The organism is Alphaproteobacteria bacterium, from assembly GCA_039980135.1.
Taxonomy (GTDB): domain Bacteria; phylum Pseudomonadota; class Alphaproteobacteria; order UBA6615; family UBA6615; genus UBA8079.
Window position 1 is genome coordinate 113,408 of record JBDXCV010000013.1, and the last position, 23,335, is coordinate 136,742.

Here is a 23,335-nt window from a genome sequence, read left to right on the forward strand (position 1 = left end):
TCCGTAGTTTTGGGCTCAAACGGTTGGCCACGAAAAGCGGGCGGAACCTAAGCCCCGGCACGATGCCGGTCAACGGCGTTCACATTTTTGGGTTTCATGGGACCGGAGCGGCATTGTGCCGTGATTTCAATGCATTTTGCTGTAAGCCTTCATTGCAATTCGATCCCGCGTCGCTATCATCCGGCGACTTCGAGACAAGCGCCCTGGAGGGGACATGTTCATTACGCCAGCCTATGCACAGGGGCTTGGTGGAGGCGATGCCTTCACATCGTTCCTGCCGATCATCCTGATATTTGTGGTTTTCTATTTTCTGCTCATTCGCCCCCAACAGCGCAAGATGAAGCAACACCGGGCGATGCTCGGCCAGGTCAAACGCGGGGACCGCGTACTGACCGGCGGCGGCATCATTGGTACCGTAACCAAGGTCAAGGACGAGACCGACGAGGTGACGGTCGAAATCTCGGACGGTGTGAAGGTGGAAATCCTTCGCGGCACGATCTCCGACGTCTTCACTTCGACGCCGAACACAGGTGGTGGGCAGACGCCGGGCAAGGGTGGTCCGACGGTCGTCGGTCCTGCGGCCAATGACCAGAAATCCGGTGGCGGCCTTCTCGGCGGCCTCTTCGGCGGTCGCAAGTAAATCACCGCAAGCACCTAACCGGAAGGACCCGCCAGGATGGTCAATTATCCCCGTTGGGCGATTGTCGTGACAATCGTGATCGCGCTGCTCGGCCTCATCTACGCTTCGCCGAACTTCTTTCCGCAAGCGGATGAGGCTGTCGAGGCGTCCGGGGTTCTGCCTTCCCAGCGCATGAATTTGGGGCTCGACCTCCAGGGCGGCTCATCATTGCTGTTGTCGGTGGGCGTGGACACGGCCATTCGCGAAACCCTCGAATCTGTTGAGTCGACGGTCCGCCGTGAACTACGGCAACGGGGGTCGCGCATCGGGTATTCCGGCTTGCGTGTCGAGGGGAAGGCCATCGCGTTTACCTTGCGCGATGCCGCGGACGCCGAGGCAGCCCGTGACCGGCTTCGCAATCTCGAAGACGGATTCGAACTCGAGGTTACCGACGATGTGAACTTTCGTCTCGTGATGTCGGAAGATGCCGAAGCGGCAAGACGTCAAAGCGCGGTCGAACAATCCATCGAGATCGTGCGCCGCCGCGTGGACGAAACCGGTGTGGCGGAACCCGTCATCCAACAACAGGGCCAGGACAGGATTTTGGTTCAGTTGCCGGGTATCAAGGATCCGGAGCGGATCAAGCGTTTGCTTGGCCAAACGGCGAAGCTGAATTTCCATATGCTGGATGAATCCGTTTCCATCCAGGAAGCCGAAAACGGCAATCTGCCGGCGGGGTCGATGCTGCTCTTCAGCCCGGAAGAAGAAGGCCGCATTCCCTATGTCGTCCGGCGAACGGTCGAGGTGGCCGGCGATCGTCTGGTCGACGCGCAACCGACCTTCCAGGACGGGCAACCCATCGTATCCTTCCGGTTCGACGCCGCCGGCGGTCGGCGCTTCGGGGAGTTGACGGCCGAGAATGTCGGCCGGCGTCTCGCCATCGTGCTCGACCGTGAGGTCGTCAGCGCGCCGCGCATTCAGACGGCCATTCTCGGCGGCAGCGGTATCATCACGGGCCGTTTCACGGTGCAGGAGGTCAACGACCTGTCGCTCGTCCTCCGGGCTGGTGCCTTGCCAGCACCGCTCACGGTGCTCGAGGAACGCACGGTCGGGCCGGGCCTCGGTGCGGATTCCATTGAAGCCGGAAAGATCGCCAGCATCATCGGACTGGCCGCCGTGGTGGTCTTCATCATCGTCAGCTACGGGCTGTTCGGCCTGATGGCGGCGATCGCGCTGTTGTTCAACCTGTCGCTGATCGTCGCGTTGCTCTCGGTCCTCCAGGCGACACTCACCTTGCCGGGCATCGCGGGGATCGTGTTGACCATCGGCATGGCGGTCGATGCGAACGTGCTCATACTCGAGCGGATCAAGGAAGAGGTACGCAACGGGCGGACGCCGATCTCGGCAATCGATGCCGGTTACAGGCGCGCGCTGACGACGATCATCGATTCGAACCTCACGACCCTAATCGCGGCGATCTTGCTGTTTCAGTTCGGCACGGGGCCGATCAAGGGGTTTGCGGTGACACTGTCCATCGGGATCATCACGTCCATGTTCACGGCCATGATGCTGACCCGCCTTTTCATTGTCGTCTGGCTTCGTCGCCGGCGACCGCAAACCCTGCCGATCTAGGGGAAGTATCGTGCGTCTAAGTATCGTTCCCGCAAATACCAATTTTGATTTCGTCGGCCGGCGCCGGCTGGCCTACCCGTTGTCGGCCTTGCTGATCATCCTCTCGATCGGGGCGTTTCTGGTCCAGGGCCTGAATTTCGGGATCGATTTCCGCGGCGGCATCCTGGTCGAGATCAAGACCGAAGGTCCGGCCAACGTCGCCGAATTGCGGGCCACGGTCGGTGGTCTCGGGTTGGGAGAGGTGCAGGTTCAGGAATTTGGTGCACCCGACGACGTGCTGATCCGTATTCAGCAGCAGGACGGCGAAGAATCGGAACAACTTCAGGCAATCAATATTCTCAAGGACGCGCTTGGAGAACAGGTCTCGGAATATCGCCGGACCGAATTCGTCGGGCCGACGGTCGGGGCCGAACTCATCAGTTCGGCCATCTGGGCGGTCGTCCTCGCGATCGGCGCTATCCTGATCTACATCTGGTTTCGTTTCGAATGGCAGTTCGGCGTGGGGGCTGTGGTCGCGCTGACCCATGACGTGCTCACCACGATCGGCCTGTTCGCGTTCACCCAACTGGAGTTCAACCTGGCGACCGTGGCCGCGATTCTGACCATCGCCGGTTATTCGATCAACGACACGGTCGTTATCTATGACCGGGTGCGCGAAGAACTGCGCCGCTACAAGAAACTGGACATGCCGGCGGTGCTCAATCTGGCGGTCAACCGCACCCTGTCGCGTACCTTCATGACGAGTATCACGACGCTGATTGCGCTGGTGGCGCTGGCCATTTTCGGCGGATCGATCATCCGAGATTTCGCCTACGCGATGATCTGGGGCGTGATTATCGGCACCTATTCGTCGGTGTTCATCGCGGTACCGGTTCTGCTCGCGCTCAACCTGAGCCGCGAAAGCCTGTCGGCGGGCCTGGACGAGAGCGAAGAGGCGGAACAGGACGCGTCAGCGGAAGACACGCCTGCCGACAAGTAGGATGCCGGCCGAACCGACACCGCCGCCGAGCGCCTATCAGGTCGTCGAACGCTATGGCGCCGGCAAGTTCCGGATTTCGGGACAGGCATACCAAAGCTCGGTTCTGGTATTCCCCGAACGGACGATCGCATGGCCGGTCGCCGATTTTTCTGACATCGACGCCGCCGCGTTGGCGCCGGTCCTGGCCGAATCCCAGGCCTCGGACGGCATCGAATTGCTGCTGCTGGGGTGCGGGCCGCGCATGGCACTGGTGAACCAGGCGTTGCGGGCACCGCTGCGCGCGGCAGGGATTGTCATCGAACCGATGGACACCGGGGCCGCCGCGCGCACGTTCAACCTGCTTTTGTCGGAAGACAGGCGGGTTGCCGCCGCGTTGATCGTGCTGCCGTAGAGCGGGCCTCGCAGGCGTCAGACAGCAGAATCATCATGCGTGAACGCCAACGAAAACGGGGCCCCGAAGGGCCCCGTAAACTTTGACTGTAGTCTATCGATCAGAACGGCGGATTTTGTGCCGCAATCATGCCGTAGAGCATGGGGATCGAAAGCAGTGTGTTGGTGCGTGAGAACAGCATCGCCTTGCGGGCCGACTTCGGCTTCGCTTCGGCCGGTGCATCCACGATGCCCAGCGCGATCTTCTGATTTGGCCAGATCACGAACCAGACATTGAAGGCCATGATGAGGCCGAACCACATCGCAATGCCGATCATCGCGCTGACAAAGCTGCCGTCGGTCAGACCGATGGCGAGCCAGCTGCCCAGCGTGCCCTGCATCCATGCGAGGATGAGGCCAAACAGGACCGTCGATGCCGCGCCCCAGCGAAACCAGAACAGGACCGCCGGCGCAATATGCTTGCCGATGGCCGGTTTCATCTCGTCGGGAATTTTCGGCATGGTCGGCACCTGGACAAAGTTCAGGTACCAGAGAAGCCCGATCCACATGACGCCGCTAATGACGTGCAGCACACGAATCAGATGTAACAGGAAAGGATCGAATTCCATTTTTGTATCTCCCTTCCGCGCCTAACTGGCGATCGCTTGAGCAACGAGCACCATGATGACGGTCAGCACGACCCCCAGCACGACAGTCATATGCAGTGATTCCAATGGGTTTTTCATAGTATCCCCCTCTGCAAGAACCCGAATCGGACTATAGCAAATTCATTGCGCCGATCCTACGCGAGACACGAAATACCCGATCAGCGCGGGTGAGGGTGCCCATGAGCCACACGGCGAGCGAACGATATTGTCTGGATGAGGTGCGCCGGCACGACCATGACCGGTACCTGACGGCGCTGTTTCTGCCGGCGGATCGTCGCGCGGCGGCCCTGGCACTCTATGCGTTCAATCTGGAAATTGCCCGCACCCGGGAGATCGTCAGCGAACCCCTGCTGGGTCAGATCCGGCTGCAATGGTGGCGCGAGACGATCGAGGGAATATTCGAAGGTACGCCGCGCGAGCACCCGGTCGTGGACGCACTGGATGTCGCCATCCGCCTGCATGATCTGCCCCGTGACCGGATCGAGGCGATGATCGACGCCCGCGAGGCCGATCTCGACGATGCGCCGCCAGGCGATCTCCACACACTCGAAACCTATGCCCGGGAAACATCCGGGGCGTTGTCGGCACTCGTCATGCGTTGTCTTGCGGGCAGCAATGATACCGCTCTTGACGCCGCGCGGCTCGCCGGCACCGCGTGGGCGATCATCGGGCTGGCGCGCGCGGTGGGCTTTCATGCCCAGACCCAACGTCTCTACATTCCCGAAGATTTACTCAGCGAATACGAAGTCGAGCGACGGCGGCTGTTCGATCTCAAACCATCGGCGGGGCTGAACCGGGCCATCGAAGTCATGATCATGCGCGCGGATGAACTGTTGCATGAGGCACGTTCATGTTCGGGAGATATTCCGAAAACCGCACGTCGCGGGCTGTTGCTGGGCGTCCTCGGGGACCGGCACATCGCTGCCATTCGAAAGGCCGGGTTTGATCCCTTTGCCATTCCGGCCGCGCACCCCCCGCCGGCGATTCGGCTCGCCTGGGCCGCGTGGCGCGGCAGATACTAGCAATCGCTATGCCGGATCAGGCGGCCCCTTGAGTTCGACGATGTTGCCCTCGGGGTCTTTCAGATAAACGCTCGGCCCGGTGCCTTCGGCACCATAGCGTGGACCTTCCTCGACGATCTCGATGCCATGTTCCGCAATATAGGCGTGCAGTGCGGCATCGTCGAAATGATCGATCTGAATGGCGAAGTGATCGAGATTGCGGCCCTCCACACCCGGCGCCGCGCCGCCTTTCAGGCCCAGTACGCCATCAACGGTGATCAGATCGATCAGATGGCGGCCTGCGCGCAGTTGCAGCAGGTCGGCTTCCTTGTTGTGCCGGTCGACGGTGCAGCCGAGCAGATCGCAATAGAAATGGGTCATGGCATCCAGATCGACACACCGTATAACCAGATGATCGAGACCTATCATCGAGAAGGGGGCGTTCGAGGTCATATGTCACCCTTTCTTCGTGCCCTAAGACGAATAACGACGGCCGGGCCGCCATGGCGTTCACTCGCCGGCAGCTCGGTCTTGAATGTCTCAAGATACTCGATGTCGAGAAGATCATCGAAATCGGCGCGTAGCCCGTCTTCCGTGAACATCATGCGTGTGTCTTTCGGTCCGCCCTTGCCGTAGCCCAGATGATCGGGTGTGAAACCTTCCAGCAACATGAGGCCACCCGGCTTGAGTGTCTGCGCCAACTTGCGATGCACCGCTGTGCTGTCGCCGGGACCGACATGCAGGAATGCGAGCACGACGACGTCGAACTTCTCTGCCGGTACTTCCCAATCACGCAGATCGGCTACTTCCGATTTTATCGTGACACCGCGCGACGCTGCGAGATTCTGTGCTTTCTCGACTCCCACCGGTGAGGCGTCCACACTCGTGACACGGAGGCCGCGTTCGGCCAGCCAGACGCCGTTGCGCCCTTCGCCGTCGCCTGGCAGAAATGCCGCCATCCCCGGTTTCAGGAGTTTGCTGTTTTCTGCAAGCCACTGGTTCGGCTCCTTCCCGAAGACAAGGTCATCGCTGACATAACGCTCGTCCCAGAAATCTCCGGGTCTGTCTCGAGGGTGGGACGGGTCGCGCGCCAAGACTATTCCGCTGCCACGGGTGTGTCGCTGAACCATACTGCGATATCGGATAACGCACGACGCGACATCAGTCGCCGGCGTTCCTTCTTGCGTTCCTTGCGTTTGATATCTGCCAGCGCGCCGTCTTCCAGCGGCGGGATCAATCCGAAGTTCACGTTCATCGGCTGGAACGTTTCGTCATCCGCACCGCCGGTCACATGGGCCAGCAGCGCACCATGGGCGGTCGTGTCCGGCGGCGGTGTGACCGGTTCACCCTGGCGCTCGGCGGCGGCGAAGCGTCCGGCGAGCAGCCCCATGGCCGCGCTCTCCACATAGCCCTCGACGCCGGTGACCTGACCGGCGAAACGCATTCGGGGTTGCGCCTTGAGCCGCAGGGTCCCGTCGAGCAGGCGCGGCGAGTTCATGAAGGTGTTGCGGTGAATGCCGCCAAGCCGCGCGAACTCCGCGTTCTCCAGGCCCGGGATCGTCTTGAATATCTCCTGCTGGGGGCCGTAGCGCAGCTTGGTCTGGAAACCGACCATGTTGAAAAGCGTGCCCAGCGCGTTGTCCTGGCGCAACTGGACCACCGCATGGGCGCGGCCGCCGGTACGCGGGTCGGTGAGCCCGACCGGTTTCATGGGGCCGAAGCGCAATGTGTCGCGCCCGCGCGACGCCATCACCTCGATCGGCAGACAACCCTCGAAATACGGTGTGTTTTTCTCCCATTCATGGAAATCGACCTTGTCGGCGACCAGCAGGGCATCGATGAAGCCCTCGAACTGGGTCTCGTCCATGGGGCAATTGATGTAGTCCTTTCCGGTGCCGCCCGGGCCCGGCTTGTCGTAGCGCGACTGAAACCAGGCGATATCCATATCGATACTGTCGGCATGAACGATCGGCGCGATCGCGTCGAAGAAGGCGAGGTTTTCCTCGCCCGTCAGGTCGATGATCGCCGTACTCAGATCCGGCGAAGTGAGGGGCCCCGTCGCGACGATGACATTGTCCCAATCGGCCGGTGGCAGGCCGGCGACCTCGCCACGTTCCACTTCAATCAACGGATGATCGGCGATGGCCGCGCTGACCTGTGCGGCGAAGGCTTCGCGATCAACGGCAAGCGCGCTGCCGGCGGGTACCCGGTTCGCATCCGCGGCCGCAATGATAAGCGAGCCCATGATACGCATCTCGGCATGCAGGATACCGACCGCGTTTCCTTCGGCATCGTCGGACCGGAACGAGTTGGAGCAGACCAGCTCCGCCAACTGGTCGGTCTGATGGGCATCCGTCGACCGGTCGGGTCGCATTTCATGCAGGATCACGGGCACCTGCGCCCGCGCCAATTGCCATGCGGCCTCGCTGCCCGCGAGGCCGCCGCCCACCACATGTACCGGCGATATGTTCGTATTGCTCATGGGTCAGGACATAGCGATCCGGGCGGGCGAAGGCAATTGCGCCCTGCACACGGCAACCGCATCGTGATTTGACGCCGTGCCCGACCGGTGCAACGGTTTCGGCTCCAACGCACATGCGGGAGACATCCGATGCGTAAACTCGGACTCATGGCAATTTTCGCGGTTCCCTTTCTTGCAGGCGCACTGGCAACGTCACCGTTGCACGCAGACCCGCAAATGCTCGGCGTCATCCAGACGGCGTCGGCCGTCCCGCTGCACTGCGCGGATGGCAAATGCACCGCTGAACTGTCCTCGATCTGCCTCCACGAAGAGCGTGCGACACCGACTTCCGGCCACCCCTATACCGCCTTGAACGCGGAAGCAATCACGGTCACGGGGACCCGCGCCGACGGGAGCCAGATCTCGCTTGACGCGGCCGATGTGCTCAAATTCGCCGCGTCTCGGGGGTTTCACACCGTGCGTGTCGATGTACCCGATAAGGTCCGCCATGCTCATGGGCTCGTCGCGCTCGCGGTGAAGGTCGACGCGCCCCTGACCCTCGTTCCGGAAAAAACCGGTGCCGACAGCGGCGATCCCCTGACTGCAGCCGACATCCAGCTCGGTGCCGGGCCCATGCGCGCGACAGCGGCCGCCATTGTCGACCGGAACGGCGACGCGATGCATGCGGGGCAGATTCTTGCGCGATTGGTCGATGCCCTGCCGCGTCACGGACGCGCCGGGACCGACGCCCGTGCGACCCTCTGGGACACCGCGGCCGTCAACCATATCCCCAGCCATTCCCGGACCGGCGTCCATACGGCGCGCACGGCCTACAACCGTTGTTATCGCCAGACCCGGATTGGTGATAAGAACTTGCGCGGCTGCCTCGCCGAGGCCCATGACGGGATGGTCCTCGACCTGAACGAGAAGTACTGGGACGCGGTGAAGGCCGGCAGTTGATCAAGCCGAGCCGCTTCGAGACGCGCATCTTCAATGCACGCCTCAGCATTATGTTTATGAATGCAGGCACCTGCTCCTGAAATCGGCGATTCTCACCCTGAGGAGCGGGCGAAGCCTGCGTCCCGAAGGAGCCTGGCAACGCTGTCCCGTGCTTCTGTACTTCGCTAGGTTGTTTCCATGAAATTCGGATTATTCATGCTGCCCTGTTACCGCGAGGGCGTCGCTCCGTCTTTGGCTGACTTCTACGACGAGATGTCTGAACTCGTCGCGGTCGCGGATAGCACAGGCTGGGCGCGGCTCTGGATCTCGGAACATCACTTCCATTATTACGGCGGTGCGGCACCAAATCCGGCGGTCCAGCTCGCGGCATGGGCGCGCGAGACCAGCAAAATCCGGCTCGGGCCGGCGATCTCGCTGACCCCGCTGCGCAACCCGTTACATATCGCCGAAGACTACGCTGTCGTCGATCAGCTCTCGGGCGGCCGGCTGGATTTCGGAATCGGGCGTGGCTATCTGCTCCATGAATTCGCGGGGCACAATCTCGACCCCGATGAAGTCAGCGCGATGCGCGAAGAGGGGTTTGAGATCATTCGGCGTGCGTGGTCCGGAGAGACGTTCGAGCATCACGGCGCGCATTACAGTTTTCCCAGACTGAAGGTCCACCCGGTGCCCCTGCAGGAGAATGTGCCGGTCTGGGTGGCCGCGTCGCGTACCCGCGACAGTTTCGAGTGGGCCGGTCGCAACGGCTTCAACGTGATGATGAACCAGTATCCGATCTCGCCCGAGGACGCGCGGGAGCGCTTCGGCTGGTATCTGGATGCCTGGAAAGGCGCCGGACACCCCAAAGGCGGCCACGAAGCGATGATGTCGGTGTTCCTGCACATCGCCGACAGCGAAGAAGAGGCCGTCACGGAGGCCAAACGCGCGGTGCAGGAACACGCCAACCTGTTCCGGCTGCTGTTCTCGGGCGATCAGTGGAACGAAGACTATGCGGGCGACGAGAGCGTCTTCGAATTCCTCGCGCCCGACGGGGATATTAACAAGATGTTCCGCGAACGCACCTGCATCGGCACGCCCGATCAGATCATTGAGCGCATCGAGCGCTACCGCGACTGGGGTTTCACTGAGATGTCGTTCATCGTGCGCACGGGCGAACTCAGTCAGGACAAGGCGCTGCGGACCATGGAACGCTTCAACAACGAGGTGGCGCCGGCGTTTCGCGGAAAGCAGGCTGCGGAGTAGGGCGCCTTACATGCCCTCGACGAAGATCACGCGGTCGTTCGCCGCCTTGAGGCGCAGCGGCAACACAGCCTGATATTCCGGCGAATTGTACCAGGTGCGCGCGGCATCCATGTTCTCGAATTCGAGAATCACGATCCGCTTTGACGCCCAGCCGCCCTCGACGGTGTCGATGGTCGAGGTGGCGGCCAGAAGCTTCGCACCATACTGCTCAAGCGTCGCCGGCACCTTTTCCAGATAATCGTCCATCAGGGACGTGTCGTGGATATCGGCATCGAAGATCGCATAAGCAGACATGGCCCGGTCCTCCATTCCCTTCCGGCTCGTCATGCGCGGACTTGATCCGCGCATCTCTGTTGTTCACCCGCGGCGAAAGAGATGCCCGGGTCGAGCCCGGGCATGACTATACTTTGCTATTGCGGCCTAAAGCCCCGGCACCAGGACGAGGCTGTCGGTCGCGGCGACCTGCCGCAGGGGAATGATCTCCTGATACTCCGGCGAATTGTACCAGCCCTTGGCGGCATCCGCGTCGGGGAACTCGAGAAGCACGACACGTGCGGGATCCCAGGTGCCTTCAAGGCTCTCGGTGTCGGTGCTCGACGCGATAGGTTTGCCGCCATGGGCCTTGAGGGTCGCGCCGACTTTCTCGGCATAGGCCTTGAAGGCCTCGGGGTCATGAACGTTTGCGTCGACGACGATGTATGCAGGCATGTTTCTCTCCAGTTTTGTTATGATTCCCGCGCACCTTAGATGCGCATGGTGAAATCCGCGAATCTTCCCGGAAAGAAATGTTGCGCCAAATGGTCATGACCGAAGGAGCATCCATGATGCAGCACCTCCGTTTCTTTCTGGCTTCGGTCGCCTGCCTCTGGTTCGCAGGCACTGCAGCAGCCGACGACATCCCGATGATCGACGCCCACAGTCAGATTGAATTGGATGTCGATATCGACTTCGTCATCGCGCAAATGGACAAGGCCGGTGTGGCACGAACCATCCTTTCGACCCGCGGACGTTTCCCGCCCAACGTGCTGGCGACGTATGCGCGACGATTCCCCGACCGCATCACGGCCGCCGTCCGCACCAAGGGCAACATATTCACGAATAACTCACCCAAGTTCCGCAAGTTCTTCAACGCGCAAGTTTCCATGCCGGAATACACCGCGATGGCCGAAGTGATCCTCTGGCACGCGAAGAAAGGCCACATGGCGCCCGAGCAGATCACTTCCATAAACACTCCTCAGGCGCAGATGGCACTCCGGACCGCAGTGGAACGCGGCTGGCCGTTCATCTTTCACTATGAGTTCGCAGCGGCGGGCGACGCGCGAGGCACGATCGTCGCGGAGATGGAGGAGACATTACGGGCCCATCCCGATCATCCGTTCGCGCTTATCCATATGGGACAGTTGGACGCCGCGGCCGCCGCGCGCCTGTTGGCCGCCCACGGGAACCTGCATTTCATGGTGTCCCACGCGAACCCCATTGCCTCGGCGGTATCGGGACAACCCTGGACGGAGATGTTCGACGGCGATTCCTTGTCGAAAGAGTGGCGTGAAGTGATCGAGAATCATCCCGACCGTTTCGTCCTCAACTTCGACAACGTCTTTCCCGACCATTGGGGGAATTTCTATCTGAAGCAGGCGGCATTGTGGCAGGGAGTTCTCAACCAACTCCCACCGGAAATCGGTCACGCAATCGGTCACGGCAACGCGGAACGGCTCTGGAAGCTGCCGAAAGTGGGCAGTTAGGCGCGTTTCTTCGTCTTCTTCGCCAGTGACGGCAAGTAGGGGGCGAGGAAGTCGCCCGTGAAGCTGCGTTCGACCGCGCAGATATCTTCCGGCGTTCCGGTCGCGACAATCTCGCCGCCCTTGTCGCCGCCCTCGGGGCCGAGATCGATGATCCAGTCGGCGGTCTTGATGACTTCGAGATTATGCTCGATCACCACCACTGTGTTGCCGGTGTCGACCAGGGCCTGAAGAACCTCGAGCAGCTTGCGCACATCGTGATAGTGGAGGCCGGTGGTCGGCTCATCGAGAATATAGAGCGTCTTGCCCGTGGCCCGGCGTGACAGCTCCTTGGCGAGCTTCACCCGCTGGGCTTCACCGCCCGACAGAGTGGTGGCGGCCTGACCGACCTTGATGTAGCTGAGGCCGACCCGTTCCAGCGTTTCCAGCTTGTCCCTGATCGATGGCACCGCCTTGAAGAATTCGCGGCCTTCCTCGACCGTCATGTCGAGCACGTCGGCGATGGATTTGTCCCGATAGAGGATTTCCAGGGTTTCGCGGTTGTAGCGTTTGCCGTGACACACATCGCACTCGACATACACATCGGGCAGGAAATGCATCTCGATCTTGATGACGCCGTCGCCCTGACACGCCTCGCAGCGCCCGCCCTTCACATTGAACGAGAAGCGACCCGGCTTGTAGCCGCGGGCCTTGGATTCCGGCAGGCCGGTGAACCAGTCCCGGATCGGCGTGAAAGCCCCGGTGTAGGTCGCCGGGTTGGAGCGCGGGGTGCGGCCGATGGGCGACTGGTCGATGTCGATGACCTTGTCGAGAAAATCCAGGCCCTCGATGGCCTTATGGGCACCGGGGGCGGGGCGTGAGCCGTAGATGTGCCGGGCGGCGGCGTTGTACAGCGTGTCGAGTACCAGGGTGGACTTGCCCGAACCCGATACGCCGGTCACGCAAGTGAACGTGCCCAGCGGGATCTCGGCGGTCACATTCTGCAGGTTGTTCGATGTCGCGCCGATAACCTTCAGGAACTGGCCCTTCTTGCCCGGGCGGCGTTCGTTCGGGATGGGGACCTGCTCGATGCCGGTCAGGTACTTGGCTGTCAGGCTCTTGTTGACCTGCTGCATCACCTTTTTCGGTGTACCCTGAGCCACGACCTCGCCGCCATGTACGCCCGCACCGGGGCCCATATCCACCAGATAGTCGGCAGTACGGATCGCATCCTCATCATGCTCGACCACGATGACGGTGTTACCAAGGTCACGCAGGCGCTTGAGGGTCTCGAGCAGGCGGGCATTGTCACGCTGGTGCAGGCCGATGGACGGCTCGTCCAGGACGTAGAGCACGCCCGTCAGCCCCGATCCGATCTGGGAGGCCAGGCGAATCCGCTGGCTCTCGCCCCCCGACAATGTGCCCGATTTGCGGTCGAGGGTCAGATATTCGAGGCCCACATCGTTGAGGAACCCAAGGCGCTCGTTGATCTCACGCAGGATACGGTCGGCGATCTCGCGCTGTTTGGGTGTGAGATGGTTCTCCAGGTCGAGGAACCATGCGCCCGCCGCAGCGATCGACATCTCGGTCGTCTGGCTGACATGCTTGCCGTTGATCCGTACGGCGAGGGCTTCAGGCTTGAGCCGCGCCCCATCGCAGGTCTCGCAGACGGAAGTGATCTGGTATTTGCCGATTTCCTCGCGCGCCCAGCTGCTTTCGGTCTCCCGGTAGCGGCGCTCGAGGTTCATCACCACGCCCTCGAAGGGCTTCTTGGTCTCGTAGGTGCGCAGCCCGTCGTCATATTTCATGGTTATCGACGTCTTGCCGGACCCGAACAGGACCGCGCTCTGCATCTTGTCGGGCAGTTCCGACCACGCATCCGCCGTCGAGACCTTGAAGTGCCGCGCGATCGCATCCAGCGTCTGGGCGTAATAGGGACTCGACGAGTTCGCCCAGGGCGCCACCGCGCCATCGCGCAGGCTCCTGGTCTTGTCGGGGATCACCAGATCGGGGTCGACCACCACCTTGGTGCCCAGCCCATCGCAGGCCGGACACGCGCCGAACGGGTTGTTGAACGAGAACAGCCGGGGCTCGATCTCCTCGATCGTGAACCCGGAGACGGGACAGGCGAACTTGGACGAGAAGATCGTCTGCTCGCCGCCGTCGGCATTCTCCGCGAAGGCCAGCCCGTCGGCCAGTTCCAGCGCCGTCTCTATGGAATCCGCCAGCCGGGTCTCGATTCCGGGGCGCACCACGATCCGGTCCACCACCACGGCGATGTCGTGCTTGAAGTTCTTGTCGAGCGCCGGTGCGTCGGCGATCTCGTACATCTCGCCGTCGATCTTCACCCGCTGGAACCCGCGTTTCTGCAGGCCTGCCAGTTCCTTGCGATACTCACCCTTGCGCCCGCGCACGATGGGAGCCAGCAGGTACAGCCGTGTGCCTTCTTCCATCTCCAGGGTGCGGTCGACCATCTGGCTGACCGACTGCGCCTCGATGGGAAGCCCGGTCTCTGGCGAGTAGGGGATGCCGACCCGGGCGAAAAGCAAGCGCAGGTAGTCGTAGATCTCTGTCACGGTGCCCACGGTCGAGCGCGGGTTGCGGCTGGTCGTTTTCTGCTCGATGGAGATCGCCGGTGACAGGCCCTCGATCGAGTCCACATCCGGCTTCTGCATCAATTCGAGAAACTGGCGCGCATAGGCCGACAGGCTCTCCACATATCGGCGCTGCCCCTCGGCGTAGATCGTGTCGAAGGCCAGCGACGACTTGCCCGAGCCCGACAGTCCGGTGATCACCACAAGGGAATCCCGGGGGAGGGAGACATCGACATTGCGCAAATTATGTTCGCGGGCGCCGCGGACGACGATTTTCTTCTGCATCAGAGCCTTGTACGCGAGGGTTTCAGGCGGTTTTCAGCCGTCGCTGGTGTGATCCAGTACCTGATTGGAATATGGCGCGGTGAGGATCGAAAGGCCAGTGGACAGAGCCGAAGTATGGGTACAACAGTGCCGTTTGTTGTGGGGTCAGGCGATGGGTGTCTCGGATGCAGTTTATCAAAGTCCGAACAGCCTCCGCGCGGTGCCGGCCTTGATGGCCTTCACCTGATCGGCGGGCAGGCGGTCGACGACGGCATAGAGCTTCTCGACGTCGGCGGACATGGGGAGATCGGTACCGAACATCACGTTGCCGGGCCCGGATGTCTCAATGCACAGATCGAGGGCGCCGGGATTGTAGACGACCGAATCAAACCAGATGTCTTCAAGATAGCGGCTCGGCGGACGATCTATGTTTCCCTCGATCAGGGTCTCCCGGTCGAAGAGCATGTCGATGCGGCCCGCGACATAGGGCAGGAAGCCGCCACCATGGGCGGCAATGAGTTTCAGCCGCGTATGGCGATCCAGAAAACCGTCGAGGATCATGCGGGCGATACACAAGGTGGTATCGAACATGAATCCGACACCCGGCATCAGAATTCGCTCGCGCGAAAACTCGGCCTCCTTCGCACCGAACGGTGCCGTCGGATGGACCAGGACCGGCAACGCATGGCGGTCAATCGCATTCCAGACCGGCTCGAAAAGCGGGTCCACCAGATGGCGCCCGCCGATCGTGGCCATCACCATCACGCCGACCGCACCCTGTTTGACGGCGCGGTCGAGTTCGGCGACGGCCAGATCAGGATACTCCCATGGGAGGGTGGCGAGCCAGCGTATCCGGTCCGGGTAGGCCGTCTGGGCGGCGGCCTGGCTGTCATTGACCAGCACCGCGGCCTTGCTGCTGATGGCCTCCCCGCCCCAGAAAACCCCCGGGGAGCTCAGCGAGATAATCGCGAGGTCGATGCCGAATTGATCCATCTGGTGGATTTTGGCCTCGTAGTCGAACGCCTCGGGCCGCAGCGCGACGGCGGGGACGCCTTTTTCGACCAGATATTCCCGACCGTCCGGCATCCGCCGGGTGCCATAGTCGGGCGCACCGCTTTCGCCGAGCAAATCCAGATAGGCTTGGCCGAAGGCATGGGTATGAATGTCGATGACGGTCGCCACGTACTATTCCGCTCTTCCGCTGATTGAGCTTTCGTCGACTTTGCCTCCAATGGGGACTTTTGACGACAATTATTCCCGTTCCCAGGCGCAGTTCAGCGTGAAATACACGGCCTGATGGACATGAGAACAAAACATGAATATCATGGGGATAACTCCCCGTCCAGACCGCTTGTGGGGCAGTTGGCCCCATGCCAGTGTGAGCGTGGATTTGCGCCCCGAGTCGCAGCCTTTTCAGGGCGCATGATGATCGATTCCCAAGTCTCAGGAGACACAACCCATGTCAGGCAGCGTCAACAAAGTCATTCTCGTCGGAAATCTGGGCCGCGACCCGGAAATTCGCTCCATGCAGTCCGGCGACAAGGTGTGCAACCTGTCCGTCGCCACGTCGGAACGCTGGAAGGACCGCAATTCCGGTGAGATGCAGGAAAAGACCGAGTGGCATCGGGTGGTGGTCTTCGATCAGAAGCTGGTCGAGGTGGCCGAGAAGTATCTCCAGAAGGGCGCCAAGGTGTTCCTCGAAGGCCAGCTCCAGACCCGGAAATGGACCGACCAGTCGGGCCAGGACAAGTACACGACCGAGGTGGTGCTGCAGCGCTTTCGCGGCGAGATGGTCATGCTCGACAGCCGTGGTGGTGGCGGTGGTGGTGGCGGATACGATGCCCCGCCACCCCATGAGCAGCAGCCAGCGATGGCCGGCGGCGGCGGTGGCGGCATGGGCGGCGGCGACGACCTGGACGACGAAATCCCGTTCTAGGCCGAGCACACGCCGTGACTGACGACATGCCGAGCATCCTTTCGCACGTTTCGATCGGCACCAACGATTTTGACCGTGCGGTGACATTCTACGATCAGGTCCTGACGACGCTGGGTTGCCGCCGTGTGCTTGAACATGACGGCATGGTTGCCTGGGGCAGGGCGTTCCCGGAGTTTTTCGTGCAGGCGCCCCACGACGGCGCATCCGCGAGTGTCGGCAATGGGACCCATATCGGCTTCATCGCCCCCGACAAGGCGTCGGTGGATGAATTTCATGCGACGGCAATCGCCGCCGGCGCGCAGGACGACGGCACTCCGGGGCCGCGCCCCGCGTATGGAGCGCCTTACTACGGGTGCTTTATCCGCGATCCCGATGGCCACAAGATCGAGGCAACGTTCTGGGACTTGAGCCTCGAATCAGCGGCAGAATAAAGCGGATTCTGTGCGGCGACTCGTCCCGGAAACACGACGTTCAGGAACCCCCGCATTCCTTGCCCGAATCCCCTGTTTCAGGTAGTCTCTGATGATGAAAATGCACCCGATTCGGCTTGCTCGAAATTACATTAATTTCGCGCCGTACAGCGTTGATAAAACATCATGAGTGATCAATCGGCAGAGCTTCCGCCGGACGGTTTCGATATCGCGCCGGTGACCATCGAGGACGAGATGAAGTCCTCGTATCTCGATTATGCCATGAGCGTCATCGTATCCCGTGCGCTGCCCGATGTGCGAGACGGGCTGAAACCGGTTCACAGGCGCATCCTGTATTCGATGAAGGAGTCCGGTTTCGAGTACAACCGGCCCTATCGTAAGTCCGCCCGCATCGTCGGCGAGGTCATGGGTAAATATCACCCCCATGGCGACAGCGCGATCTACGACGCCATGGTGCGCATGGCCCAGGATTTCTCCATGCGCCTGGAACTGATCGACGGCCAGGGCAATTTCGGTTCCATGGACGGCGACCGTGCCGCAGCCATGCGTTACACCGAGGCACGCATGTCGAAGGCGGCGCACTCGCTGATCGAGGATATCGACCGGGAAACCGTCGATTTCCAGCCGAACTACGACGAGACCGTCAACGAACCCGTCGTCCTGCCGGCCCAGTATCCCAATCTGCTGGTCAACGGCGCCGGCGGCATCGCCGTGGGCATGGCAACCAACATCCCGCCCCACAATCTGGGCGAGGTCATCGACGCCTGCTGCATGTATATCGACAACCCGGCGACGACGATCGACGAAATGCTCGAGGTCATGCACGGGCCGGATTTCCCGACCGGCGGCATCATTCTGGGGACCAGCGGCATTCGTGCGGCCTTCAATACCGGGCGTGGATCGGTGGTGATCCGCGCCAGGACGGCGTTTGAAGAGGTCCGCGCCGGGCGGAACGCCATCATCGTCACGGAAATTCCCTATCAGGTGAACAAGTCGCGGATGATCGAGCGGATCGCGGAGGTCGCCCACGAGAAGATCATCGAGGGCATCGCCGACTTGCGCGACGAGAGCGACCGTGACGGGGTTCGGGTCGTGATCGAACTGAAACGCGACGCTGAGCCCGAAGTCGTGCTCAACCAGCTGTTCCGCTACACCCAGCTGCAGACCTCGTTCGGGGTGAACATGCTGGCGCTGAATGGCGGCCGGCCGGAACTCCTCAACGTCAAGGAGATCATCGCCGCCTTCGTTGCCTTCCGCGAAGAGGTCATTACCCGGCGCACGATCTACGAGCTCGGCCGGGCACGGGACAGAGCTCATACGCTGGTCGGCCTGGCCGTCGCGGTGGCCAATCTGGACCCGGTGATCGAGCTGATCCGTGCCGCCAAGGATGCCGCGGATGCCCGCGAACAACTTTGCGCCAGGATGTGGCCGGCCAAAGAAGTCGCACCGCTGATTGCGCTGATCGACGAACCGGGCCGGGAAGTGGACGAGAAGGGCAATTATCAGCTCTCCGAGGAGCAAGCCAAGGCGATCCTCGAACTGCGCCTGCACCGCCTGACGGGACTGGAACGCGACAAGATCGCCAACGACCTGAAGGAGCTGGTCGAACGGATCAAGGAGTATCTCTCGATCCTCGACGACCGCCAGAAACTTTACGGCATCCTGCGTGATGAGCTGATGGCCATGCGCGAGGAATTTGCCGATCCGCGTCGCTCCGAAATCATCGAGGGCGAGTTCGAGCAGGATCTGGAAGCCCTTATTCAGCGCGAGGACATGGTCGTCACCGTGACCCACAACGGCTACATCCAGCGGGTGCCGCTCTCGACTTACCGGGAGCAGAAGCGCGGCGGCAAAGGCCGGGCGGGGATGAAGGCCCGCGATGAGGATTTCGTGGATTCCGTCTTCGTGCTCAACACCCACACGCCGGTGCTGTTCTTCTCGTCCCGCGGCATGGTCTACAAGACCAAGGTCTACAATCTGCCGGTCGGAACGCCCCAGGGCCGCGGCAAGGCGCTGGTCAATGTGCTGCCGCTCGAGGAAGACGAGACCATCACCACTCTGATGCCGCTGCCCGAGGACGAGTCCGAGGCCGAGAACCTGTTCGTGATGTTCGCGACCGTGTCGGGCAACGTGCGGCGCAACCGGCTGTCGGATTTCGTGCAGGTCAAATCCAACGGCAAGATCGCCATGAAGCTCGATGAGGGTGACCAACTCGTCGGCGTACAGCCTTGCGAGGACACCGATCATGTCCTGCTGGCAACGTCCAAAGCGAAGTCGATCCGATTCGAGGCGACCGACGTGCGCGTATTTGCCGGGCGGAACTCGACAGGCGTGCGCGGCATCCGGCTGGGCGAGGGGGACGAAGTGATCTCCATGTCGATCCTGTCCCACGCCGAGTTCTCCGTCGAGGAACGCGAGGCGTATCTCAAGCGCAGCCGCGCGGAACGGGCCGAGGCGGATAGCGACGAGGCCGAGACGGCATCCGGCCCGGCGGCAGCAGCGCAAACGAACGAAGCCGAAACCGCCACCGAAACAGGCGATGCCATCGAATTGTCCGATGAACGCTACGCCGAACTGGCCGAACAGGAGCAGTTTATCCTCTCGGTCACGGCCAATGGCTTCGGCAAGCGCACATCGGCCTATGAATACCGGATCACCAACCGGGGCGGGCAGGGCGTGGTCAATATCACGCTGTCCGACGTCAAGGATAATGCCGTCGTGGCGTCATTCCCGGTCGAGGAGGATACCCAGCTCGTCATGGTTACGGACGGCGGCCAGCTCATCCGCACGGGCGTCGGCGATGTGCGAATCGCCGGGCGCTCGACCCGCGGAGTCACCCTGTTCCGGGTCGCCGACGACGAACGGGTTGTGACCGTCGCCCATTTGCGCGACGATGATGAGGATGAAGACGCCGAAAACGGCGCGGAAACGGGGAGCGGGACGCCAGAGGACGAGAATGTTGCGGAAACGGGCGAAGACAGCCCCGATGCCGACAGCAGCGAAGAGACGGCGCTCGAGGACGAAAATGGCGAAGACTGAACGTGTCGGAGTCTATCCCGGCACATTTGACCCGGCGACCAACGGGCATATGGACATAATCCGACGCGGTGCGCGTGTGCTCGACCGGCTGGTGATCGGCGTGGCCGTGAATGCGGGCAAGGGGCCGCTCTTCTCGCTCGACGAGCGGGTGGAGATGGTGCGCGACGAGGTGGCCGCGCTCGAAGACCCGAAAGTTGGCGTGATCGAGGTCAAACCCTTCGATTCCCTGCTCATGCAATTTGCCGAGGCGGAAAAAGCCGACTGTATTCTGCGCGGCCTGCGTGCGGTCTCGGACTTTGACTATGAGTTCCAGATGGCCGGCATGAATGCCCGCCTTAATGCCGACATAGAAATATTGTTTCTGATGGCTTCGGAGCGACACCAGTTCATCGCCTCGCGTCTCGTCAAGGAAATCGCGGCGCTCGGCGGGGACATCACGAGCTTCGTTTCATCCAACGTTGCCCGGCGCGTGAATGAACGCTTTGGGCGGCTCGACCTGCAGGCCGTCAACGAGTAAACACCCATGATCAAACGACGATTTTTTCTGGCCGCGCTCATTGCAGCGTTCGGCTTCTTCACAATTGACGGGTTCGCGGTGCACGACGGCACCGCTCAGGCCCAAACCCGTGCACAGGAGCGCGACTTGGAAAACACTCTATACATCGACCTCGAAGGCGGCCGCGTGACGATCCAGCTATTGCCGGAAATAGCCCCCAATCATGTCGCACGCATCAAGGAGCTGGCCCGCGAGGGTTTCTATGACGGTATCGTCTTCCATCGTGTCATCGACGGATTCATGGCCCAGACCGGAGACCCGACCGGCACAGGGTCCGGCGGGTCAAAGCTGCCCGATCTGGAGGCCGAATTCTCCGACACAAACCATGGCCGCGGCGCGGTTTCCATGGCCCGTGCCCAGAGCCCGAACAGTGCCAACAGCCAGTTCTTCATCGTCTTCGACGACGCATCCTTCCTCGACGGCCAGTACACCGTCTGGGGCCAGGTGACCGACGGCATGGAACTGGTCGACGCGATCAAGCGGGGCGAGGGCTCCAGCGGCGCCGTCCAGGACCCGGACCGGATGATCAAGGTTCAGGTCGCGGCCGACGCCGAATAGGCGACCGCCTCACGGCCATTCCGGCTTGGCACCGGCGGTCTGCTGAACGTACGCCGCAGGGCCGTGCCGCAACCCGCTGTTTCGTTACGAAACGCGTTCCCTAGGAAGTCTCGGCCAGGCGCCGCTGCAACTCGGCGGCATTCGGCACCTCGGTATAGTCCTCGCTCAACTGTCCGGTCCCGGACGGGCTCTTGCAGGTGAAGAAACGGTAGGGGCTTTCAAGCACCCGCATGCCGTGGACGGTATGCCGTGGAATGTGAACGATGTCCCCGGGACCGACGGAGGTGATCTCGTCGCCGAGCAGCTGGGCCGCCCGGCCTGCGAGCACATACACATACTGCTCGTCATTGGGATGGGAATGGGGCAGCGGCCCTTCCTCGTCCTCTTAGGTGACGATCCCGACCTTGATCATCTCGCCGCCCAACTGGACCATGTTGATTTTCGGGTTCTTGACGTCGGGGGTCATCTGCAGGTCTTGCGTTTTGTAAACGGCCATCGAAATTGCTCCTCTTCCACATCCGGGATTGATCCCTGTTTCCGGTTGCCCGCCAGATTTCGGCACGGACACGGCGTGCCCAAACCCGTCGACCAACCGAAAACGAAACTATGGACGCTTGTACCATTGACCCGAGGCGTGCGCGTTCCTAAAACCACGTTACGCCGAACCGCACGCCCGTTTCCGATGGCCGCGCGTGCCGTGGGGGCACTTAGCTCAGTTGGTAGAGCATTCGACTTTTAATCGAACGGTCGTAGGTTCGAATCCTACAGTGCCCACCACTTTTCCGGACATCCCGCAACCTGATACCGGACCTGTTCGCATTGTCGGGTCGATGCGCGCTGCGCAGGTGGGTTGCAGCCGTGTGCGGCGGCAACATCTTTTGCGACCCTATTGGCAAAGTGCTTGAATAGGACTCCCGAACCAAATGTACCGGTCGCACCCGTTCGGCTTCGGAAAAGCACGAAGAATAGGCTTTGTCTCCATGATAGATGACCATGTTCAGGCACAGTATGAGGCCTATCCCTATCCGGCCCGGAATCCGCAAGACGAAACGAAACGCTTGCGCGTTGTCTCACCAAGTCAGCTGTTTCAGGTCAACCATTTCGCGTTCGGTGGCCGACGCGATTTGAAGCACTCTCTGCGCGTTCTCGTAGCCGGTGGCGGCACCGGAGACGCCGCGATCATGCTGGGTCAGCAAATGACCGACGCCGGTGTCCCGGGAACAGTCGTTCATCTCGATCTCAGTGCCGAAAGCCAGAACATCACACGCCAGCGTACAGAGGTTCGCGGGCTGAAAAATATCGAGTTTGTGCAGGGTTCACTACTCGACGTCGGCGAACTGGGCCTCGACACATTCGACTACATTGATTGCTGCGGCGTACTCCATCACCTCGAAGACCCGTTGGCAGGGCTGCACGCCCTCATGTCGGTGCTGGCCCCGGATGGCGGTCTCGGCATCATGGTGTATGGCGAGCTTGGTCGAACCGGCGTCTACCATCTGCAGGACATGTTGCGGACACTTGCGCCGGTCGATGAAGACCCCTCTGATCGAGTTGATACTGCCAAGCGATTGCTCCAGGCGCTGCCGCCGACCAACTGGTTCGTGCGCAACGGTCAATTGACCGATCACAAAGGGGGCGGCGACGCGGGCATCTTCGATTTGCTGCTGCATTCCCAGGACCGCGCCTATCGTGTGCCCGAACTGGCGGAATTGACGAATGCCGCCGGGTTGCGCATCACGGGATTGCTGCCACTGGCCGACTACGACCCGGCGCGTTTATTGAAATCGCCGGCTCTGCTTGAGAGCGTGCGGAATATGGAACAGATGGAACGTGCGGCGTTCGGCGAATTGCTGGCGGGCAACATAAAAAAACACATTTTCTACGCCGTACGCGCCGACAACCCTGTCGTTCTCCCCACGCCCGACGACCCGGCGGTCATTCCTGTTTTGCTCGATATGACGCCGGAAGACGGCGCCAGCCAGATACCTCCCGGCGGCACGGTCACCCGGTCAAGAAACGGTCTGCAATATTCGCTTTCGGTGCCGCCCCTGGCGCGGGCGATTGTACAACGGTGTGACGGTCAAAAGAGTTTGTCGGATATCTATGACGATATTCTGCGGGTGCGCAGCGACCTCGAATGGTCAAACTTCAAGAACCAGTTCGATGATTTCTACGACACAATGAACGCCATCAACCGCATGGTCTTGCAGGTGCCGACCCCGTAAAGCTGTCAGCTCTGCGTCCACCGCCGCGCCGATGGCAAAATGCAGGATGAAGACGTCCTCAGTCTCGCCCGAGCGTACCGAGA

Annotated in this window: 22 protein-coding genes, 1 tRNA gene and 1 pseudogene; 15 read left to right on the top strand and 9 right to left on the bottom strand. The window is 61.5% G+C overall.

Features of this window, described 5'->3' with window-relative positions; all coding sequences use genetic code 11:
- The first annotated feature begins 214 nt into the window (after positions 1-214).
- From yajC to ABJ363_16415, 4 genes are read left to right on the top strand one after another with little or no spacing between them, the layout of a single operon-like run.
- On the top strand, positions 215-640 hold the full coding sequence (gene yajC / locus ABJ363_16400) for a preprotein translocase subunit YajC (protein MEP4380571.1): 426 nt from the start codon (positions 215-217) through the stop codon (positions 638-640).
- A gap of 36 nt (positions 641-676) precedes the next feature.
- Positions 677-2,251, top strand: a complete 1,575-nt coding sequence (gene secD / locus ABJ363_16405) for a protein translocase subunit SecD (GenBank protein ID MEP4380572.1) — start codon at positions 677-679, stop codon at positions 2,249-2,251.
- 10 nt (positions 2,252-2,261) lie between these two features.
- Positions 2,262-3,230, top strand: a complete 969-nt coding sequence (gene secF, locus ABJ363_16410; GenBank protein MEP4380573.1) for a protein translocase subunit SecF — start codon at positions 2,262-2,264, stop codon at positions 3,228-3,230.
- A 1-nt stretch (position 3,231) separates the two neighbouring features.
- Positions 3,232-3,621 (top strand): Mth938-like domain-containing protein, encoded by a 390-nt coding sequence (locus tag ABJ363_16415; protein MEP4380574.1) that lies wholly within the window; start codon positions 3,232-3,234, stop codon positions 3,619-3,621.
- Positions 3,622-3,721: 100 nt separating this feature from the next.
- Here ABJ363_16415 and ABJ363_16420 read toward each other — a convergent pair.
- Positions 3,722-4,345: pseudogene (locus ABJ363_16420) on the bottom strand (urate hydroxylase PuuD).
- Between the two features lie 101 nt (positions 4,346-4,446).
- Here ABJ363_16420 and ABJ363_16425 point away from each other — a divergent pair.
- Positions 4,447-5,289 (top strand): phytoene/squalene synthase family protein, encoded by an 843-nt coding sequence (locus ABJ363_16425; protein MEP4380575.1) that lies wholly within the window; start codon positions 4,447-4,449, stop codon positions 5,287-5,289.
- Between the two features lie 6 nt (positions 5,290-5,295).
- Here ABJ363_16425 and ABJ363_16430 read toward each other — a convergent pair whose 3' ends face one another.
- From ABJ363_16430 to trmFO, 3 genes are read right to left on the bottom strand one after another with little or no spacing between them, the layout of a single operon-like run.
- Positions 5,296-5,721, bottom strand: coding sequence for a VOC family protein (locus ABJ363_16430; protein ID MEP4380576.1), 426 nt, complete (start codon positions 5,719-5,721; stop codon positions 5,296-5,298).
- Positions 5,718-6,362: a class I SAM-dependent methyltransferase gene (locus ABJ363_16435; protein MEP4380577.1), complete on the bottom strand. Its 645-nt coding sequence runs from the start codon at positions 6,360-6,362 to the stop codon at positions 5,718-5,720. The genes ABJ363_16430 and ABJ363_16435 overlap by 4 nt, the downstream gene beginning before the upstream one ends.
- Positions 6,363-6,364: 2 nt before the next feature.
- Positions 6,365-7,750, bottom strand: a complete 1,386-nt coding sequence (gene trmFO / locus ABJ363_16440; protein MEP4380578.1) for a methylenetetrahydrofolate--tRNA-(uracil(54)-C(5))-methyltransferase (FADH(2)-oxidizing) TrmFO — start codon at positions 7,748-7,750, stop codon at positions 6,365-6,367.
- Positions 7,751-7,879: 129 nt separating this feature from the next.
- Between trmFO and ABJ363_16445 the strand changes: the two genes are divergently transcribed.
- Both ABJ363_16445 and ABJ363_16450 read left to right on the top strand, forming a co-directional pair.
- Complete coding sequence (locus tag ABJ363_16445) at positions 7,880-8,689, top strand: hypothetical protein (protein MEP4380579.1); 810 nt, start codon at positions 7,880-7,882, stop codon at positions 8,687-8,689.
- Between the two features lie 177 nt (positions 8,690-8,866).
- On the top strand, positions 8,867-9,931 hold the full coding sequence (locus tag ABJ363_16450) for an LLM class flavin-dependent oxidoreductase (protein MEP4380580.1): 1,065 nt from the start codon (positions 8,867-8,869) through the stop codon (positions 9,929-9,931).
- A gap of 6 nt (positions 9,932-9,937) precedes the next feature.
- Here the strand turns inward: ABJ363_16450 and ABJ363_16455 are convergent, their stop codons facing one another.
- Complete coding sequence (locus ABJ363_16455) at positions 9,938-10,225, bottom strand: DUF1330 domain-containing protein (GenBank protein MEP4380581.1); 288 nt, start codon at positions 10,223-10,225, stop codon at positions 9,938-9,940.
- Positions 10,226-10,351: 126 nt separating this feature from the next.
- Positions 10,352-10,639: a DUF1330 domain-containing protein gene (locus tag ABJ363_16460; GenBank protein MEP4380582.1), complete on the bottom strand. Its 288-nt coding sequence runs from the start codon at positions 10,637-10,639 to the stop codon at positions 10,352-10,354.
- A gap of 113 nt (positions 10,640-10,752) precedes the next feature.
- Here ABJ363_16460 and ABJ363_16465 point away from each other — a divergent pair, with 113 nt between their 5' ends.
- Entirely contained in the window at positions 10,753-11,673 is a 921-nt protein-coding gene (locus tag ABJ363_16465; GenBank protein ID MEP4380583.1) for an amidohydrolase family protein, read from the top strand.
- Here the strand turns inward: ABJ363_16465 and uvrA are convergent.
- Both uvrA and ABJ363_16475 read right to left on the bottom strand, forming a co-directional pair.
- On the bottom strand, positions 11,670-14,528 hold the full coding sequence (uvrA, locus tag ABJ363_16470; protein MEP4380584.1) for an excinuclease ABC subunit UvrA: 2,859 nt from the start codon (positions 14,526-14,528) through the stop codon (positions 11,670-11,672). The genes ABJ363_16465 and uvrA overlap by 4 nt on opposite strands.
- 174 nt (positions 14,529-14,702) lie before the next feature.
- Positions 14,703-15,689 (bottom strand): amidohydrolase family protein, encoded by a 987-nt coding sequence (locus tag ABJ363_16475; protein MEP4380585.1) that lies wholly within the window; start codon positions 15,687-15,689, stop codon positions 14,703-14,705.
- Between the two features lie 277 nt (positions 15,690-15,966).
- Here ABJ363_16475 and ssb point away from each other — a divergent pair, with 277 nt between their 5' ends.
- From ssb to ABJ363_16500, 5 genes are all read left to right on the top strand, one after another.
- Complete coding sequence (gene ssb / locus ABJ363_16480; protein ID MEP4380586.1) at positions 15,967-16,443, top strand: single-stranded DNA-binding protein; 477 nt, start codon at positions 15,967-15,969, stop codon at positions 16,441-16,443.
- 14 nt (positions 16,444-16,457) lie between these two features.
- Complete coding sequence (locus ABJ363_16485; protein ID MEP4380587.1) at positions 16,458-16,874, top strand: VOC family protein; 417 nt, start codon at positions 16,458-16,460, stop codon at positions 16,872-16,874.
- A 165-nt stretch (positions 16,875-17,039) separates the two neighbouring features.
- Positions 17,040-19,913 carry a DNA gyrase subunit A gene (gene gyrA / locus ABJ363_16490; GenBank protein MEP4380588.1) on the top strand — a complete coding sequence of 958 codons (2,874 nt, stop codon included), beginning with the start codon at positions 17,040-17,042 and terminating at the stop codon, positions 19,911-19,913.
- On the top strand, positions 19,900-20,430 hold the full coding sequence (gene coaD, locus ABJ363_16495; GenBank protein MEP4380589.1) for a pantetheine-phosphate adenylyltransferase: 531 nt from the start codon (positions 19,900-19,902) through the stop codon (positions 20,428-20,430). Before gyrA ends, coaD begins: the two co-directional genes overlap by 14 nt.
- A 9-nt stretch (positions 20,431-20,439) precedes the next feature.
- Complete coding sequence (locus ABJ363_16500; protein MEP4380590.1) at positions 20,440-21,027, top strand: peptidylprolyl isomerase; 588 nt, start codon at positions 20,440-20,442, stop codon at positions 21,025-21,027.
- 100 nt (positions 21,028-21,127) lie between these two features.
- On the opposite strand, the gene ABJ363_16505 is transcribed toward ABJ363_16500, so the two are convergent.
- A complete protein-coding gene (locus ABJ363_16505) occupies positions 21,128-21,394 on the bottom strand; it encodes a cupin domain-containing protein (protein MEP4380591.1) in 267 nt (88 codons plus the stop codon).
- Between the two features lie 334 nt (positions 21,395-21,728).
- Between ABJ363_16505 and ABJ363_16510 the strand changes: the two genes are divergently transcribed.
- Together ABJ363_16510 and ABJ363_16515 are read left to right on the top strand one after the other, a co-directional pair.
- Positions 21,729-21,804, top strand: a tRNA-Lys gene (locus ABJ363_16510).
- Between the two features lie 203 nt (positions 21,805-22,007).
- The gene (locus ABJ363_16515; GenBank protein MEP4380592.1) at positions 22,008-23,252 is read left to right on the top strand and encodes a class I SAM-dependent methyltransferase; all 1,245 of its coding nucleotides are present in this window, start codon (positions 22,008-22,010) and stop codon (positions 23,250-23,252) included.
- The last annotated feature ends 83 nt before the right edge of the window (positions 23,253-23,335 follow it).